At 78.0% G+C, this 14334-nt stretch carries 17 protein-coding genes and 1 riboswitch; of the genes, 10 read left to right on the top strand and 7 right to left on the bottom strand.

The window, feature by feature from the left end; translation table 11 throughout:
- Nucleotides 1-134: 134 nt before the first annotated feature.
- On the bottom strand, nucleotides 135-347 hold the full coding sequence (locus ACI780_RS13115; RefSeq protein WP_457003350.1) for a hypothetical protein: 213 nt from the start codon (nucleotides 345-347) through the stop codon (nucleotides 135-137).
- 104 nt (nucleotides 348-451) lie between these two features.
- Between ACI780_RS13115 and ACI780_RS13110 the strand changes: the two genes are divergently transcribed.
- Both ACI780_RS13110 and ACI780_RS13105 read left to right on the top strand, forming a co-directional pair.
- On the top strand, nucleotides 452-901 hold the full coding sequence (locus ACI780_RS13110; protein ID WP_456869284.1) for an Lrp/AsnC family transcriptional regulator: 450 nt from the start codon (nucleotides 452-454) through the stop codon (nucleotides 899-901).
- Entirely contained in the window at nucleotides 894-1217 is a 324-nt protein-coding gene (locus ACI780_RS13105; protein ID WP_456869283.1) for a DUF4229 domain-containing protein, read from the top strand. Before ACI780_RS13110 ends, ACI780_RS13105 begins: the two co-directional genes overlap by 8 nt.
- Before the next feature lie 13 nt (nucleotides 1218-1230).
- Here the strand turns inward: ACI780_RS13105 and ACI780_RS13100 are convergent, their stop codons facing one another.
- Genes ACI780_RS13100 through menE form a run of 3 tightly spaced genes read right to left on the bottom strand, consistent with a single transcriptional unit; the run spans nucleotide 1231 to nucleotide 3666 of the window.
- A complete protein-coding gene (locus tag ACI780_RS13100; protein WP_457003349.1) occupies nucleotides 1231-1629 on the bottom strand; it encodes a DUF6841 family protein in 399 nt (132 codons plus the stop codon).
- A 25-nt stretch (nucleotides 1630-1654) separates the two neighbouring features.
- Nucleotides 1655-2527, bottom strand: coding sequence for a 1,4-dihydroxy-2-naphthoate polyprenyltransferase (locus tag ACI780_RS13095; protein WP_457003348.1), 873 nt, complete (start codon nucleotides 2525-2527; stop codon nucleotides 1655-1657).
- Entirely contained in the window at nucleotides 2527-3666 is a 1140-nt protein-coding gene (gene menE, locus ACI780_RS13090; protein WP_456869280.1) for an o-succinylbenzoate--CoA ligase, read from the bottom strand. The genes ACI780_RS13095 and menE overlap by 1 nt, the downstream gene beginning before the upstream one ends.
- 41 nt (nucleotides 3667-3707) lie before the next feature.
- Between menE and ACI780_RS13085 the strand changes: the two genes are divergently transcribed.
- The 3 genes from ACI780_RS13085 (at nucleotide 3708) to ACI780_RS13075 (ending at nucleotide 7920) form a co-directional block, all read left to right on the top strand.
- On the top strand, nucleotides 3708-4667 hold the full coding sequence (locus ACI780_RS13085; RefSeq protein WP_457003347.1) for an o-succinylbenzoate synthase: 960 nt from the start codon (nucleotides 3708-3710) through the stop codon (nucleotides 4665-4667).
- Nucleotides 4664-6343: a 2-succinyl-5-enolpyruvyl-6-hydroxy-3-cyclohexene-1-carboxylic-acid synthase gene (gene menD, locus ACI780_RS13080; RefSeq protein WP_456869278.1), complete on the top strand. Its 1680-nt coding sequence runs from the start codon at nucleotides 4664-4666 to the stop codon at nucleotides 6341-6343. Before ACI780_RS13085 ends, menD begins: the two co-directional genes overlap by 4 nt.
- A 283-nt stretch (nucleotides 6344-6626) precedes the next feature.
- Nucleotides 6627-6797, top strand: a riboswitch (cyclic di-AMP (ydaO/yuaA leader).
- 4 nt (nucleotides 6798-6801) lie between these two features.
- Nucleotides 6802-7920 (top strand): transglycosylase family protein, encoded by a 1119-nt coding sequence (locus ACI780_RS13075; RefSeq protein ID WP_457003346.1) that lies wholly within the window; start codon nucleotides 6802-6804, stop codon nucleotides 7918-7920.
- Between the two features lie 64 nt (nucleotides 7921-7984).
- Here the strand turns inward: ACI780_RS13075 and ACI780_RS13070 are convergent, their stop codons facing one another.
- The 3 genes from ACI780_RS13070 to ACI780_RS13060 are packed head-to-tail and all read right to left on the bottom strand — an operon-like array spanning nucleotide 7985 to nucleotide 10793.
- Complete coding sequence (locus ACI780_RS13070; protein ID WP_456869276.1) at nucleotides 7985-8866, bottom strand: nucleotidyltransferase domain-containing protein; 882 nt, start codon at nucleotides 8864-8866, stop codon at nucleotides 7985-7987.
- Nucleotides 8867-8907: 41 nt separating this feature from the next.
- Entirely contained in the window at nucleotides 8908-9519 is a 612-nt protein-coding gene (locus tag ACI780_RS13065) for a class I SAM-dependent methyltransferase (RefSeq protein ID WP_456869275.1), read from the bottom strand.
- Entirely contained in the window at nucleotides 9519-10793 is a 1275-nt protein-coding gene (locus ACI780_RS13060) for an isochorismate synthase (protein ID WP_457003344.1), read from the bottom strand. The genes ACI780_RS13065 and ACI780_RS13060 overlap by 1 nt, the downstream gene beginning before the upstream one ends.
- A 36-nt stretch (nucleotides 10794-10829) precedes the next feature.
- On the opposite strand from ACI780_RS13060, the gene ACI780_RS13055 reads away from it, so the two are divergent.
- From ACI780_RS13055 to ACI780_RS13035, 5 genes are all read left to right on the top strand, one after another.
- The gene (locus tag ACI780_RS13055; protein ID WP_456869273.1) at nucleotides 10830-11549 is read left to right on the top strand and encodes a demethylmenaquinone methyltransferase; all 720 of its coding nucleotides are present in this window, start codon (nucleotides 10830-10832) and stop codon (nucleotides 11547-11549) included.
- Between the two features lie 27 nt (nucleotides 11550-11576).
- Complete coding sequence (locus tag ACI780_RS13050) at nucleotides 11577-11717, top strand: hypothetical protein (protein ID WP_456869272.1); 141 nt, start codon at nucleotides 11577-11579, stop codon at nucleotides 11715-11717.
- A gap of 13 nt (nucleotides 11718-11730) precedes the next feature.
- On the top strand, nucleotides 11731-12405 hold the full coding sequence (locus ACI780_RS13045) for a phosphoribosyltransferase (RefSeq protein WP_456869271.1): 675 nt from the start codon (nucleotides 11731-11733) through the stop codon (nucleotides 12403-12405).
- A 97-nt stretch (nucleotides 12406-12502) separates the two neighbouring features.
- Nucleotides 12503-13777: a geranylgeranyl reductase family protein gene (locus tag ACI780_RS13040; RefSeq protein ID WP_457003341.1), complete on the top strand. Its 1275-nt coding sequence runs from the start codon at nucleotides 12503-12505 to the stop codon at nucleotides 13775-13777.
- A gap of 154 nt (nucleotides 13778-13931) precedes the next feature.
- Entirely contained in the window at nucleotides 13932-14294 is a 363-nt protein-coding gene (locus tag ACI780_RS13035) for an NADH-quinone oxidoreductase subunit A (RefSeq protein WP_089402065.1), read from the top strand.
- Nucleotides 14295-14334: the final 40 nt, after the last annotated feature.

The raw sequence follows: 14334 nt of genomic DNA, 5'->3' as shown, positions 1-14334 counted from the left end.
GACGCCGGCCGGGCCGTCCCAGGGCGCGGTGTCGGGCACGGCGAGGACGGCGGTCGGCTCCGCGCGGCGCAGCGCGGCCGTGACGTCGGCGGGGGTCACCTTCCGCGGAAGTGCACGGGAGGCGCGGGCGGGGACTAGGCGGGGGAACCGTCGTCGCGGCGGACGCGGCGGCCGAGCTCGCGGAGGAACTCCGGGTCGTCGTCGGGGGCGACCGGGCGGGGATCGCGCGAGGCGCGGGGACGACGCTCGGGCGGCGGCCGGCGCAGGTCACCACCGGCGGCGGCGGTCGCCCGCACGACGAGCAGGACCACGACCAAGGCGATTCCCAGCAGCACGACGAACGCCACGGCGCCCACCCCCCTCGACTCGGGCCTCTCCGCCACTGTACGACCGCTGTGATACTGGAGGGGTGGCGCGCGATGCGCCGCGCGGGGACCCCCGCCGAGTCTGGATGGAGCCCGTCATCGACGCCGTCGACCGCCAGCTGATCGACCTGCTGCGCGCCAACGGCCGGGCCAGCTACGCCGAGCTCGCCCGCCAGGTCGGCCTCTCGGCGCCGGCCGTGCACGAGCGGGTCGGCAAGCTCGAGGCGGCCGGCACCATCACCGGGTACCGCGCCGTCGTCGACCCGGTCGCCCTCGGGCTCGACGTCACCGCGCTCGTCGGCGTCATCGAGAGCGACTCGGTCGACGACACCGGCGTCGAGGCGGCGCTGCGGGCGATGCCCGAGGTCGAGGACTGCTGGCGCGTGGCCGGCAGCGAGGCCTTCGTGCTCAAGGTGCGGGTGACCGACATCCCGGCACTGGAGTCGGCCATCAACGCGTTGAACCGGATCGAGGGCGTCGCCCGGACCCGCACCACCGTGGTGCTGTCGACGAAGTGGGAGGGCCGTCATGGCTGAGCAGGAGCGCACCCCGGTCACGCCGGTGGGCCCGGACGGGCGGCCGGCGGTGCGGCCGAAGGTGCTGCCCTGGCTGCTCGTGCACACCATCGGCCGGCTGGCCGTCTTCGCGCTGCTGACCGTCGTCCTGTGGATGGTCGGCCTCGACTTCTGGTCGGGGGCGCTCTTCGGCCTGGTCCTGTCGATGCCGGTGTCCTACGTCCTGCTGCGCCGCTCCCGCGAGCAGCTCAGCACCGCGCTGGTGGTGCGGTCGGAGGAGAAGCGCCGGGCCAAGGAGCAGTTCCGCGCCCGGCTCTCGGGCGACGCCGCCGCCTGAGCCCGCCCCGCGGTCAGGCCGCGTGCACCAGCAGGGCCACGATGCGGCGGCCGGCCGGGCCGTCGACGACCACGTAGGTGGTCTCCACCCGGCCGATCACGCTCCCGTCGGCCCGCACCCGGGCGAAGGCGGCGCGGTGCAACGCGCACGTCCGGTTCACCACGGTCGTGACGGCGGAGAGCTCCTCGCTGCGGTCGTAGCCGGCCGCCCGCAGCCCCTCGACCTGCCGGGCGACGGCGGCCAGCACGCGCTCCTCGTCGGGCAGGACCACGCTCCCCGCGTCGCTGCTGAGCACCAGCGGCACGCCGTAGTGGGCGAGCAGCCGGGACACGTCGTCGGTGTCCCCGCGCCCCAGCGCGGCGAAGTCGGCCAGGTAGGCCGCGAACCAGCTCCCGAACCCGGGCTCGCCCATGCCGCGAGTGTGGCGGCAGGGACGGTCAGCCCGACAGGGCGAGCCCGGCGGCCAGCAGCACACCGGTGACCAGGGTGAGCAGCCCGGTGGCCTGCAGCGCGGCGATCAGCGCCGGCCCGCGGCCGCCGGAGAGCACCACCCGCGACGGCGGCAGCGCCAGCGGCGCGGCGGCCAGCGCGAGCAGCGCCCAGGGCCGCCCCACCCCGATGGCGACGACGACGGCGAACGCGCCGGCCAGCAGCCCGACGTAGAGCAGCCGGGTCCGCGTGTCCCCGAGCAGCACCGCCAGCGTCCGCTTGCCGACGACGGCGTCCCCGGCGACGTCGCGCAGGTTGTTGACCACCAGCAGCGCCACCGACAGCAGCCCGACCGGCACCGCGGCGGCGACGGCGAGCCCCTCGACCCGGCCGGTCTGCGCGAACGTCGTCCCGGCGACGGCGACCAGGCCGAAGAACACGAAGACGAACACCTCGCCCAGCGCCCGGTACCCGTAGGGCAGCGGCCCGCCGGTGTAGGTCCACGCCGCGGCGATGCACACCGCGCCGACGGCGACCAGCCACCAGCTCGACAGCGCCGCGAGCGCCAGCCCCGCCACGCCCGCGACGGCGAAGGCGAGCAGCGCGGCGACGAGCACCTGCCGGGCCGGCGCCGCGCCCGAGCCGACCAGCCGCATCGGCCCCACCCGGTCGGCGTCGGTGCCGCGCTTCCCGTCGGAGTAGTCGTTGGCGTAGTTGACGGCCACCTGCAGGGCGAGCGCGACCAGCAGGGCCAGCAGAGCGGGGACCGGCCGGAACCCGTCGAGAGCGGCGGCCGCGCCGGTGCCCACGAGCACCGGTGCGAGCGCGGCGGGCAGCGTGCGGGGCCGGGCACCGGCCACCCACTGCGCGGCGGTGGCCACTAGCGGTCCCCGCCGCCGAGCCGGGCCGCGACCCGGCGGCGGTCGGGCTTGCCGGTGTGCAGGGTGGGCACGGCGTCGACCAGGTGCAGCTCGCGCGGGGCGGCGGGGCCGCCCAGCCGCTCGGTGACCCAGGGCCGGAGCGCGGCGAGGTCGGGCGCGGCGCCGGGCGCGGGCACGACGGCGGCCACCACCCGCTGCCCCCACTCCGCGTCGGGCCGGCCGAAGACGACGGCGTCGGCGACCTCGGGGTGCGCGCGCAGCACGCCCTCGACCGCCTGCGGCGCGACGTTCACCCCACCGGTCACCACGACGTCGTCGAGCCGGCCGGTGACGGTCAGCCGCCCGTCGGGCCCGGTCGTCCCGGCGTCGCGGGTGCGGAACTCCCCGCCGGCGAAGGCCGCCGCCGTCGCCTGCGGGTCGCGGCGGTAGCCGAGCGCCAGCACGGGGCCGGCGATCGCGATCCCGTCGTCGTCGACGCGGACCCGGACGCCGTCGAGGGGGAGGCCGTCGTAGACGCAGCCGCCGGAGGTCTCGGTCATCCCGTAGGTGGTGACCACGGCGACCCCGGCGGCCCGGGCGCGCGCCAGCAGGTCCGGGTCGGTGGCCGCGCCGCCGACGAGGACGGCGTCGAAGGCGCGCAGCGCGCCGGGTTCGGCGTCCAGGTACCGGCGCAGCTGGGTGGGGACCAGCGCGGTGCAGCGGCGGCCGGCGGGCAGCCGCGCGACCGCGCCGGCCAGGGGCTCGCCGGGGCCGAGGACGACCGGGACGGTGCCGCCGACCACCGAGCGGACCAGCACCTGCAGCCCGGCGACCGCGGAGACCGGCAGCGCCAGCAGCCAGGTGCCGGGCCCGCCGAGGCGGTCGAGGGTCGCGGTCGCCGAGGCCGTGAGCGCCGCGGCCGGCAGCAGCACGCCGCGCCCGCCGCCGGTGGACCCCGACGTGACGACGACGACGTCGGCGCCGTCCTCCAGGGGCTCCTCCGGCGCGAGGACCGCGCGGGCGGCAGCGGCGGCGGGGCCGGCCGGCAGGACGGCGAGCGGTGCGCTGCCGGCCAGGGCCGCGCGGACGGCGGGCAGCACGGTGCGCAGCACGTCGTCGGGCCCGTCGGGCGCGGGGAGGACGGTCAGCTGCCGGGGCACGTCGAACCAGGGTACGAGGCGCGCGATCTACGCTGGCGGGCGTGATCACCCCCGCCGGTCTCCCCGAGGGGATCGACCGGCCGGCGGTGTGGTCGGTGCCCATGCGCACCCGCTTCCGCGGCATCGACGTCCGCGACGGCGTCCTGGTGCGCGGCCCGGCCGGCTGGGGGGAGTTCTCCCCGTTCTGGGACTACGGCGTCCTGGAGAGCCGTCGGTGGTGGGCCGCCGCGGCCGAGGCCGCGCTGACCGGCTGGCCGGCGCCGGTGCGCGACGCCGTGCCGGTCAACGTCACCGTGCCCGCGGTCGACGCCGGGCGCGCGCACGCGATCGTCACCGCCTCGGGCTGCCGGACGGCGAAGGTGAAGGTGGCCGAGCCCGGGCAGACCGCGGCCGACGACCTCGCGCGGGTCGAGGCCGTCCGCGACGCGCTCGGCCCCGGCGGCGCGGTCCGCGTCGACGCCAACGCCGCCTGGGACGTGGACACCGCGGTGGCGCGCATCCGCCACCTGGACCGGGTGGGCCTGGAGTACGTCGAGCAGCCGTGCGCGACCGTCGAGGAGCTGGCCGCGCTCCGCCGGCGCACCGACGTCCGGATCGCCGGCGACGAGGTCCTCCGCCGCGCCGACGACCCGCTCGCGGTCGACCTGCGCGAGGCCTGCGACGTCGTCGTCCTCAAGGTGCAGCCGCTCGGCGGGGTGCGGGCGGCGCTGCGCGTCGCCGAGGCGCACGGCCTGCCGTGCGTCGTCTCCTCGGCGCTGGAGTCCTCGGTGGGCCTCGCCGCCGGCGTCGCGCTGGCCGCGGCACTGCCGGAGCTGCCCTTCGCCTGCGGCCTGGCCACCGGGGCCCTCCTCGGCGGCGACGTGACGAGCGAGCCGCTGCGGCCGGTCGACGGCGTCCTGCCGGTGCGCCCGGTGACCCCCGACCGGCTGGCCGACGTGGCGGCGTCCCCGGAGGTGACCGGGCGCTGGGCCGACCGGCTGGCCGCGGTGCTGGCCGCGTGAACCCCTCCACCGCGCTGGCCCGCGTGCTGGTCGACGAGCTCCTCCGCGGCGGGGTCCGCGACGCCGTCGTCGCGCCCGGCTCGCGCTCGGCGCCGGTCGCCCTGGCGTTCGCCGCGGCCGAGCGCGCCGGCGCCCTGCGGCTGCACGTGCGCATCGACGAGCGGACGGCGTCCTTCCTCGCCCTGGGCCTCGCCCGCGCCTCCGGCCGGCCGGTGCCGGTGCTCACCACCTCCGGGACGGCGACCGCGCACCTGCACGCCGCGGTGCTCGAGGCCGACGTCAGCGGCGTCCCGCTGCTCGCGCTCACCGCCGACCGCCCGCCGGAGCTGCGGTCCACCGGCGCCAACCAGACGATCGAGCAGCCCGGCCTCTACGGCGGCGCGGTGCGCTGGGCCGCCGACGTCGGCGTGCCCGAGGCCGGCCGCGAGGCCGCGCAGAACCGGTACTGGCGCTCGGTGGTGTCCCGGGCGCTGCTCGCGGCCACCGGCACCCTGTCCGGGGACCCCGGACCGGTCCAGCTGAACCTGCCCTTCCGCGACCCGCTGCTGCCCGAGGAGGAGCCCGGTCCGCTGACCGGCCCGTGGGCCGGTCGCGCCGACGGCGCCCCGTGGACCGCCGGTGTCCCCGCGCCCGCCGCGCCCGGTCCGATCGGCGACGGCCCGCGCACCCTCGTGGTCGCCGGCGACGGGCCCGGTGCCGCGGGCCGCGCGTGGGCGGCCGGCGCCGCTGCCGCCGGCTGGCCGGTGGTCGCCGAGCCCAGCGGCGGGGCGTGGACCGGCGACGCCGTCCGCGGCGGGGCGCTGCTGCTCGGCGTGCCCTCCTGGCTCGACGCGCACCGTCCCGACCGGGTCGTGGTGGTCGGCCGGCCCACGCTGTCGCGGCCGGTGTCGGCGCTGCTGGCCGACCCGCGGGTACGGGTGGAGACGGTGACGGCGACCCCGCGGTGGCCCGACGCCGGCCGGTCGAGCGCGCTGGTCGGCCGCGCCGCCCCGCCCGCGGGCCCACCGTCGGACCCCGGCTGGGCCGCGGCCTGGACCGGGGCCGCCGCCCGGGTCGGCGCCGCCGTCGACGCGCTGCTCGACGCCGCGCCGGCCCCCACCGCTGCCCGGCTGGCCCGCGACGTCGTCGCCGCGCTGCCGGCCGGGGCGCTGCTGGTGCTGGGCTCCTCGACGCCGGTGCGCGACGTCGACCGGCTCGCCGTCCCGCGCGGCGACGTCACGGTGCTGGCCAACCGGGGCGTGGCCGGCATCGACGGCACGGTCTCCACCGCGGTCGGGGCGGCGCTGGCCTCCGGCGGCCCCGCGGTGGCCCTGCTGGGCGACCTGACCTTCCTGCACGACCTGCAGGGGCTGCTGACCGGCGAGGGCGAGCCGCGCCCGGACCTGACCCTCGTCGTGCCGGACAACGACGGCGGCGGGATCTTCGCCCAGCTCGAGCCCGGCCGGCCGGCGTACGCGCGCGACTACCGGCGGGTGTTCGGGACGCCGCACGGGCGCGACCTGGCAGCGGTCGCGCAGGCGCTGGGCTGGGCCACCACGCGGGTCACCGCGCCCGGCGAGCTGCCCGACGCCCTGGCGCCGGGCGGGCCGGGAGTGGTCGTCGTCGGCACCGACCAGCGCGCCGAGGCCGACCTCGCCGTCGCCCTCCGCGAGGCCGCGGCCCGCGCTCTCGGCTGAGCCCTCCGGCGCCCGCCCGGGCCGCCCGTCGTCGGCCGGCGCCGGTGTGGTCCTGCTCGCACTGCCCGCCCGGCGGCGTCCGGCGGCGCACCGCGGCGCCTCGCCGCTGACCTGGGCATCCGGGGTGCACCCGGGGGTGGGCAGGGCGCCTCAGATACCCCGCGCGTCCCACCGCTAACGGAATGTGACCGGCGACACAACGACAGTTGCCATGACGATATGTAACGTTTTGGCTGCGCTCGGCCAATCGGAGCGCGGCGCCGGTCCGCCAAACCCTGCCCACCGGTCGCCCACACCAACACCCAGGGCAGGGGTGGGGGAACCACTTCCGGCGCGCGACGGCCTACGGGGGCCTGTCCTGACGCGCGCCTCGGGGTGAAGCCGCGACACCGCGGCCGGGCACCGATCGCCCGAACCCGACAGCTCACCTCGCCGGCGGTGATCGGGAGATCATCACCATGCCCAAGCACCGCGCACCCCGCTACGTCCGCACCAAGAAGGTCATCGCCCGGGCCCCTGTCGTCGCCGGCGCCACCGCCGTCGGCCTCGGCGTCCTGAGCGCCCCCGCCTCCGCCTCCGCCTCCGAGACGCACGACTGGTCCGGTGTGGCCGAGTGCGAGTCCAGCGGCAACTGGAGCATCAACACCGGCAACGGCTACTACGGCGGCCTGCAGTTCAGCCAGTCCACCTGGGCCGGCTTCGGCGGCACCGAGCTCGCCGCGCGCGCCGACCTCGCCACCCCCGCCGAGCAGGTCCAGATCGCCGAGCGCGTCCTGGCCGGCCAGGGCATCGGCGCCTGGCCGCACTGCGGCGCGTTCCTGGCCGACGGCACCACCGCGGCCGCCGCCGAGGCGCCCGCCCCGGCCGCCACTGCCGAGGCGCCCGCCCCCGCTGCGGCTCCCGCCGAGCAGCCCGCGGCCGCCCCGGCCGACGACGCCACCGAGGACTACACGGTCCGCTGGGGCGACACCGTCAAGAAGATCGCCGACGCCCACCAGCAGAGCTGGCGCGAGCTGTACCAGCGCAACGTCGACGTCATCGGCGGCGACCCGAACCGGATCTACCCGGGCCAGGTGCTCGCCGTCAGCGGTGCGGCCCCCGCCGCCGAGGCCCCCGCGGCCGCCGCTCCGGCCCCGGCCGCCACCGCCGGCGAGTCCGCCCCGGCCGCCGAGGTCGCGCCGATCGCCGCGGCCGCGCCGCAGGTCGCGAACGCCATCGCCACCATCACCAACACCGCCGGCGCCGTGAAGCCGGTCGCCCAGGCCGCCGCCGACGTCGTCGTCAGCAACGTGCCGGGCGCCGCCGACATCACCATCGGCGGCACGCGGGGCAGCGCCGTCGACCCGAACGGGCACCCCTCGGGCCTGGCGCTGGACTACATGGTCATGTCCGACGCCGCCCTCGGCGACGCGATCGCCCAGTACCACATCGACCACTGGGACGAGCTCGGCGTGGAGTACGTGATCTGGCAGCAGCGGATCCTGACCTCGCCCGATGGCGCGTGGAAGGCGATGGAGGACCGCGGCAGCGTGACCGCGAACCACTTCGACCACGTGCACGTGAACTACGCGGGCTGACCTCCCGCCACCCCCGACGAGGGCCCCGGCCGCTGCCCAGCGGCCGGGGCTCTCGTCGTCCCGGTCAGCGGCCGAGGGCGGCCCAGTACGCCAGGTACGACCGGTGCAGCCAGCCGTCGACCCAGGCGCGGTCGGGCCGGGCGGGTACCGCCGGACTGTCGCGCAGTGCGGCCAGCCGCGCCTCGGCGTCGTCGACGGCCGCGACCACCTCGGCCAGCGGCACCTCGCCCCGGCGGACCCGGCGCAGGTACGCGCGGTCGGGCTCGGGCACCGGCAGCGTGATCCGGCCGGTGGTCAGCAGCTCCACGCCCTGCAGGCCCAGCCGCAGCGCGTGCATCGCGTACTTCACGTCGAAGCCGTGCGCGGCGACGAGCTCGGGCCGGTTCGGATGCGCGCCGGCCTGCCCGGTCATCGCCGCCCGCTGGCCCCGCAGGTAACCGAGGAACCGGTCGGCGGCCACGCGGGAGACGAACCGGTCGGCGTGCGCCACCAGCTCCGCGCCCGCGGCGTCGCGGACCACGACCTCCTCGTCGGGGACGAACAGCAGCAGCAGGACCGTCGGGTTGCCGCCCAGGGCCAGCCGGGCCCACTTGCGGGCCGAGTAGACGACGACGTCGACGTCGCCGGCGCCCGACCGGTTGGCCAGCCCGCCGGGCCGGTCCCACGCGGTGTGCCGGTGGTACTGCTCGAAGGGCACGGTCTCGGTCGTCGCCAGGCCTGCGGGCACCCGGGCGGTGCCGGTGACGTACTCCGGCGGCTCCAGGCAGACGCCCATCTCGTCGCGGTCGTCCTGGCCGGCCACGGACGTGCCGTGCACGCCCGACCCGACCTGAGCGCGCAGGACCGTGCCCCGCTCGGCGATCTCCCTGGCGACGGCCGAGGCGTGCGGGTGGTCGAAGGGCGGGGGGAGCGAGCGGTCGCCGGGGACCAGGGGGACGGCGGGCACCGGCACACCCAACCAGCCCGGAGCCGGCCCGCCGACCGGTTTCACCCGGGCCGTCGCCAGACCAGCGCGTAGCGCCAGAGAACCAGCCGACGCACCCGGACACCGGGCAGGACCGCGGCCGCCCGTCGTCGGACCTCGTGCAGCGTCAGCTCCGGGTCGCGCACCGGCATGCCCGGCGTCCCCGGGTCCCGCCGGCCCCGGAGCAGCCGGACCAGCCCGATCCCGCGGGCGAGCACGGCGGCGAGCACCTCGACCGGCAGCTCGCGCGGCAGGTCGGGACGGGCCAGGGCCACGGCGGCCAGCACGCCACCGGGCCGCACCGCCGCCGACAGCACCCGCAGCGCCGGCTCCAGGGGCCCGTGGTGCAGCGCCGACACGCTGACGACGGCGTCGTAGCCGCCCGACGGCAGATCCAGGTCGAGCACGTCGGCCTCCACAACCCGGACGTTCCCCGGCACCCGCGCGCGGGCCTTAGCCACCATCTGCGGCGAGCGGTCGACGGCGTCCACGGAGTCCGCCCGCCCCGCCAGGACGGCGGCCAGCCCGCCGGCACCGCACCCCACCTCGAGCACCCGGAGGCAGGGGTCGGGGAGCTCGCGCAGCAGCAGGGGCCAGTAGTGGGCGTTGTGATCCCAGGACGGGACCGCCCGCATCAGTCCTCCAGGGCGGCCTGGAAGGCGGCGAACTTCGACTGCGTCTCGGCCAGCTCGGCCGCGGGGTCGGAGCCCGCGACGATGCCGCAGCCGGCGAACAGCCGGGCGGTGCACGGGTCGTCCTCGACGAGCTGGGCGCACCGCAGCGCCAGGCCGAACTCGCCGTCGCCGCGGGCGTCGAGCCAGCCGACCGGCCCGGCGTAGCGGCCGCGGTCCATGCCCTCGAGCTCGGCGATCACCGCGGTGGCCACGTCGGGCGGCGTGCCGCCCACCGCGGCGGTCGGGTGCACGGCGTCGACCAGCTCGAGCAGCCCGGCCCGGCCGCCCGGCCCCGAGCGGCGCTGGGTGCCGGTGACGTCGGTGGCCAGGTGCCGCACGTTCGGCAGGGTCAGCAGCGCCGGCTCCTCGGGGACCGCCAGCGCTGTGCAGTACGGGTCGAGCGCCCGCACCAGCGAGTCGACGGCGAGGGCGTGCTCGGCGCGGTCCTTCTCGCTCGCCAGCAGGGCCGCCGCGAGCCGCTCGTCGTCGGCGCCCGCGCCCCGGGGGGCGGTGCCGGCGAGCACCCGGGCCGACAGCCGGCGGCCGGTGCGGCGCAGCAGCAGCTCCGGGGTGGCGCCGAGCAGCCCGTCGACCGCGAAGGTCCAGCAGTCGGGGAAGCGCGCGGCCAGCCGGTCGAGCAGCCGGCGGGCGTCGAGCGGCACGTCGGCGGTGACCAGCAGGTCGCGCGCGAGGACGACCTTGGCCAGGTCGCCGTCGCCGATGCGCCGGACCGCCGCGGCCACCGCGCCGCACCACGACGCGGGGTCCAGCGCGCCGTCGGCGTAGCGCAGCCGGGTGGGAGCGGGCGGCAGCGCGGCGGGGTCGCCGGCCAGCACGTCGCGGGGATCGACGTCGCCGGCGGTGGTGAGCCAGGCGGTGCCGTCCCGACGGCCGACGACGACCTCGGGGACGACGAACACCGACGTCTCGCGGGCCGGGTCGAACGCGACGCTGGCGAACACGACCGGCCCCGAGCCGGGGACGCCCACCGCGTCGTCGACGGGGAGGGCGGCGCTGCGGTCGGCCCACCAGGCGGCGGCCTCGGCCAGCGCCCCGGGGCCGCTCACCTCCAGCCGGTCGGCCTCGCCCCAGCCGACCAGCCCCTCGCCGCGGCGCACCCACGACAGGGCGCCGTCACGGGGCAGCAGGCGCAGCAGGTCGGGGGAGTCGGGCAACTCCACGGTGACGACCGCGGGCGCGGCGGCGTCCGGGGAGGTCACCGCCGCGGCTGTCACGCTCCCCAGCGTAGGCAGCCCGGTAGCGTCGGCGCCGTGGCGGACCGGCGAGACAGCGCACACCCCGCCGGGCACCGGGCCGGACTGGACAAGCAGCCGCACGAGGTCGCGGCGATGTTCGACGGCGTCGCGCGCCGGTACGACCTCACCAACACCGTGCTCTCCGGCGGCCGCGACGCCGCCTGGCGGCGGGCCACCCGCGAGGCGCTGGGGGCCCGGCCGGGCGACGTCGTCGTCGACGTCGCGGCGGGCACCGCGGTGTCCACCGTCGAGCTGGCCGCCGGCGGCGTGCACGCGATCGCCTGCGACTTCTCCCAGGGCATGCTCCGCGCCGGCGCCGCCCGGCCGGTGCCGAAGATCGCCGGCGACGCGATGGCGCTGCCGCTGGCCGACGCCAGCGTCGACGGGCTGGTGATCTCCTTCGGGCTGCGCAACGTGGCCGACCCCGACGCCGCGCTGCGCGAGTTCGCCCGGGTGGTCCGCCCGGGCGGCCGGCTCGTCGTCTGCGAGTTCTCCAGCCCCACCTGGCGGCCGTTCCGCACCGTCTACACCGAGTACCTGATGCGCGCGCTGCCGCGGATCGCGCGCGCGGTGAGCTCCAACCCCGACGCCTACGTGTACCTCGCCGAGTCGATCCGCGCCTGGCCCGACCAGCCGGCGCTGGCCGCGCGGATCCAGGCCGCCGGGTGGGCCGACGTCGAGTGGCGCGACCTGACCGGCGGGATCGTCGCGCTGCACCGCGCACGGCGCCCGTAGCACCCCTCGACGGCGGTAGCGTGACCCATGACGACACCGATGCCCGAGCCGCCCGGCCCCTCGCCGTCGCCGGTCGACCCGATCTCCCCGCCGTCGCCGGCCCCGCTGCCGCAGCCGAGCCCCACCGACCCGACCGCGCCGCCGCCGACCGGCCCGCAGCCGGTCTGACCCGGTCCGCGCGGTGGACGGGCCGCCGTTCACCGACCGGCGCGACGCCGGCCGGCAGCTCGCCGCGCGCCTGACCGACCCCGGCCGCGACCCCGCCGTGCCGCTCGGGCCCGACGCGCTGGTCCTGGGCCTGCCCCGGGGCGGGGTGGTCGTCGCCGCCGAGGTCGCCGCCGGGCTCGGTGCGGAGCTCGACGTCGTCGCCGTCCGCAAGCTCGGGGTGCCCGGCCGCCCGGAGCTGGCCATGGGTGCGGTCGCCGCGGTGGGGGATGCGGTGCAGAGCGTCGGCGTCGAGGCGGTCCTCGCCCGGGTCGACGTCGACGGCGACGCCGCCGCCGAGGTCCGCCGCGCCGAGCTCGCCGAGCTGGCGCGCCGCCGGGAGGCCTACCGCGCCGACCGCCCGCCCCCGGCCCTCGCCGGCCGCACCGTGGTCCTCGTCGACGACGGCCTGGCCACCGGCGCCACCATGCGCGCGGCGCTGGCCGCCGTCCGCAGCGCCGGGCCGGCCGCCGTCGTCGTCGCGGTGCCCGTCGGCCCGCCCGCGCTGTGCGCCGAGCTGGCGGCCGGCACCGGTGCCGACGAGGTCGTCTGCCTGGTCACGCCGCAGCCGTTCGGCGCGGTGGGCCGGTGGTACGCCGACTTCGGCCAGACAACCGACGAGGAGGTGCGGGCGGCCCTGGGCCCGGCATAGGAAGCGGTGCGCACGTTTCCCGGCCCCGGACGTGCGGATAGCTTCCGGTGCCTGGGGTCGACGCCGGCCGCAGCGGGAGCACCGAGGGGGCCAGCGCGTGACGAGTCCGACCGCCGGGGGCAGCGCCGACGTCGTCGTGGTGGGTGCCGGGCCCGCGGGGTCGGCCGCCGCCTGGACGCTGGCCACCGCCGGGCTCGACGTCGTCGTGCTGGAGAAGGCCCGCTTCCCGCGGGAGAAGGTCTGCGGCGACGGGCTCACGCCGCGCGCGGTCAAGGCGCTCGACGACATGGGCGTGGACACCTCGCCGGCGGGCGGCTGGGTCCGGCACCGGGGCCTGCGGGTGTTCGGCGGCGGTCAGGTGGTCGAGGTCGACTGGCCGCGGCTGTCCTCCTGGCCCGACTTCGGCCTCATCCGGGCGCGCCGGGACCTCGACCCGGTGCTGGCCGAGCACGCCGTCGCCGCCGGTGCCCGCCTCGAGCAGGAGGTCACCGTCACCGACCCGCTGCTCGACGACGCCGGCCGCGTCGCGGGCGTGCACGCCCAGGCCGGCCCCGGCCGCGAGCCGGTCACCTGGCGCGCGCCGCTGGTGGTCTCCGCCGAGGGCCTGTCCGGCCGGCTGGCCAAGGCGATCGGGCTGACCCGCCGCGAGGACCGCCCGCTCGGCGTCGCCGTGCGCCGCTACGTCGAGACCCCGCGCGGTGAGGACCCCTACCTCGACATCTCCTTCGACCTGTCCGCCGAGGGCCCCACCGCCGACTCGATGCCCGGCTACGGGTGGTCCTTCGGCATGGGCGACGGCACCGCCAACGTCGGCTTCGGCCTGCTCGACACCCGACGCGGCGGGGAGACCGACCCCCGCACCGTGCTGCGCCGCTGGCTGGCCACGCTGCCGCCGGAGTGGCAGCTGGGGGAGGAGCACGCGGTCACCCCGCTGCGCGGCGCCGGCCTGCCGATGGCGCTCAACCGCGGACCGGCCTACACCCGCGGGCTGCTGCTGGCCGGCGACACCGCCGGGGTGGTCAACCCGTTCAACGGCGAGGGCATCAGCTACGCGCTCGAGACCGGCCGGATGGCCGCCGAGACCGCGGTCGAGGCGCTGGCCGCCCCCGAGGGGCCGGCCCGCGAGGCGGTGCTGCGCCGCTACCCGCGCCGGCTGCAGGAGGTCTACGGCCGCCACCACCGCCTCGGCACGGCCTTCCTCGCGCTGCTCGACCGCCCGGGCCTCGTCCGCTTCGCCACCGCGCACGGCCTCAAGCGCCCGGCGATGGTCAACGCGGCGCTGCGGCTCATGGGCAACCTCTCCGACGGCCGCGACGGCGACCGCTTCGACCGCACGATCGCGCTGCTGACCCGCCTGACCCCCGCCGTCTGACCGCGCGGCGGGCCGGTCCGTGACCGGACCGTGACCGCCGGAAGTGAACTCACTCACCCCCCGTGCTTCCGATCCCGAGTCCCGCGGCATAGGCTCGTGGCACCGCGTTTGTGAACTTTTTCACAAGCGCACGAGCACGTGAGGGGAGGCGCCGGTGCTCTCGACCTACGTCCCGATCGTGGGCCTGTTCGCGCTGGCTGCGGCCTTCGCGCTGTTCTCGGTGGCGGTCGCGCCGTTCGTCGGCCCGCGCCGCTACAACCGGGCCAAGCTCGAGGCCTACGAGTGCGGCATCGAGCCGGTCGACCAGCCGCTGCACGGCGGCCGGTTCCCGGTGAAGTACTACCTGACGGCGATGCTCTTCATCGTCTTCGACATCGAGATCGTCTTCCTCTACCCGTGGGCCGTCGCCAACGACGCGCTCGGCGTCTTCGGCCTGGTCGAGATGGTCGTGTTCATCGGCACCGTCTTCCTCGCCTACGCCTACGTCTGGCGGCGCGGCGGCCTCGAGTGGGACTGACGAGCACCACCCCCACGCAGACGACAGCGGGAACGACGAC

The sequence above is a fragment of the Geodermatophilus sp. SYSU D00814 genome (genome assembly GCF_054050055.1).
This window is presented reverse-complemented; position numbering and strand designations above follow the sequence as displayed.